This is a genomic window from Kitasatospora sp. NE20-6, assembly GCF_045862635.1.
The window spans coordinates 1-2,130 of record NZ_BPRL01000150.1; the positions used below are offsets into that span (position 1 = coordinate 1).

General features: G+C 75.7%; 2 protein-coding genes and 1 pseudogene. All 3 read right to left on the bottom strand.

Features of this window, described 5'->3' with window-relative positions; genetic code table 11:
- The coding region (locus tag SNE206_RS39865; RefSeq protein WP_407918486.1) for a GlgB N-terminal domain-containing protein at positions 1-458 on the bottom strand (458 nt) is incomplete at its 3' end.
- 61 nt (positions 459-519) lie between these two features.
- Positions 520-1,989, bottom strand: a complete 1,470-nt coding sequence (locus SNE206_RS39870) for a maltokinase N-terminal cap-like domain-containing protein (protein WP_407918487.1) — start codon at positions 1,987-1,989, stop codon at positions 520-522.
- Positions 1,986-2,130 (bottom strand): annotated as a pseudogene (locus tag SNE206_RS39875) (hypothetical protein); the annotation flags it as partial. The pseudogene SNE206_RS39875 and the gene SNE206_RS39870, both read right to left, overlap by 4 nt.

Consider the following 2,130-nt stretch of genomic DNA (forward strand, 5'->3'; position numbering starts at 1 on the left):
CCCGCCACCCCGTCGACCGTCCGCACGTGACTGCCCAGCGCCCGCCACAACTGCTCGTGCCGGCCCTCCGCGATCAGGTGCAGATCCAGCTCACCCAGCGTCGGCGCCATCCGGTACCCGTCGTCCTCGACCCGCTCGACGCCGTCGTACGTCACGACGAGCCGGCGGTCGGGCACGGCAGTGCTCGGCAGGACGCCGGTGTACAGGCCGTCGCCCGCCGAGGCGAGCTCCACCCAGGAGTCGGCGGTGCGCACCACGACCCGCTCCGCCGTCGGCCGGAGCACCCGCACCACCACGCCGTCGGCCACCGGGTGCACGCCCAGCACGGCGTGCGGGTCGTGGTGCGTGCCGGAGAGCAGGCGCTCCGTCTCCTCCGGGTCCGGGGCGGCCCGCGGGACACGCAACGGCGGGATGCTGACGCGGCGCGGGGCGGTGGGCGCGGTCCGGCTCGGGGTCACGGGGATCAGGTCCTCTACTCTCGCTTCGGCGGGACGAACGGGGTGGGCCGGCGGCGGCCGGTCAGCGGCCGAAGACCAGTCGCTGCACGGCGGCCATCGGGATCGGCAGCCAGGCCGGGCGGTGCTCGGCCTCGTAGACGGCCTCGTACACCGCCTTGTCGGCCTCGAAGGCCCGCAGCGCCACCGGGTGGCAGTTCGGGTCGGCGCCGCCGGCGGCCGCGTAGCCCGCGGTGAACGCCCGGCGGTTGCGGATCGCCCAGGCGTACGCCCGGCGGTCGAGGCGCAGCCGGGCCGCGTCCGAGGGCGGCTCGCTCTCCCGCAGCACCTGGTCCAGCGCCTGGTGGGCCGCGTAGTCGAAGGAGCGCAGCATGCCGGCGACGTCGCGCAGCACCGGCTGCGGCAGGCCGCGTTCGGCCACCGGTGCGGCGGGCTCGCCCTCGAAGTCGATGACCTTCCAGCCGTCGCCGGTCGACAGCACCTGGCCGAGGTGGAGGTCGCCGTGGAGCCGCTGGCCGGTGCCCGGCCGCCCCTGCAGGGCGACCTTGGCGTAGTCGTCGTAGAGGCTGCCGATCCGTCCGGCGTACGGCTCCATCTCGGGCACCCGGCGGACGGCCCGGGCGAGGCGGCGGTCCATGTCGCCGGTGAGGCGGAGGACCGCGTGGGTGTCCAGGGTCGTCCGGGGGAAGGCCTCGCCGAGGGCGGCGTGCAGGCGCGCCACCGTCTCGCCGAGCGCGTGGGCGTCCGCGGTGAACCCGCCGATCGCGGGCACCGGGCAGGATTCGGTGAGGCAGGAGACGGCCTGTCGCACCGCCAGCTCCCAGCCGGTGCCGTCCGAGGGCACGAACTCCGCCAGGACGCCGAGGACGGTGGCGGTCGCCGGGTCGCCGCCGGTGTGGAGCCAGCCCGCGAGCCGTGCGGTGCTGGGGCAGCCGACCGAGGTCAGGCCGCGCAGCGCCTCGGTCTCCGGGTGCGGGCCGGGCTGCGGGGCGCGGAAGAACTTGAGGATCAGGCGGTCGCCGTAGACGACGGAGGTGTTGCTCTGCTCGACGCCGAGGACGCGCGGGACGAGTCCGCCCGGCAGGGGCACCGCTCCGGTCGGGGTGAAGGTCGTCGTGGGAGGTCCGGCGCCGACGGCGGCGTCGGCCAGCAGCCGGGCCATCAGTTCGGGGTCTTCGGTGGCCTCGTAGAGCCACCAGCCGTCCCAGCGGCCGTCGACGGCGCGGCCGATCACCGCGTGCCGGAGGTCCTCGGGCACGGTGCGGCGCAGGCCCAGCAGCAGCTGGTAGCGGTGGGTGGTGCCGGAGCTGTGCCGGGCGTCGAGCAGCGCGTGCAGGAGCACCGCGGTGTCGCCCTCCGCCACGGAGGCGGTCACCGGTACGAGGTCCTCCAGGCAGCCGCTCTCGTGGGTGAACCAGCGGCGGGTGACGAGCCAGGGCAGCAGGGCGGTGAGCATCGGGCGCAGCAGGACGTCGCCGCGGAGTGCGCCGCTGCGTCCGCCGTCGAGGCAGGATTCGCAGATCGCCGTGGTCATCGGTCCTGCTCCTGCCGGACGGTGAGGAGGTGGGCGGGGCCGGTGGCGGGGTCGAGGCGGACGTAGTTGTGGCGGGCCCAGTGGTAGGTGGCGCCGGTGAGTTCGTCGTGGACCTGGAGGGGGAGGTCGGTGTCGAGGGTG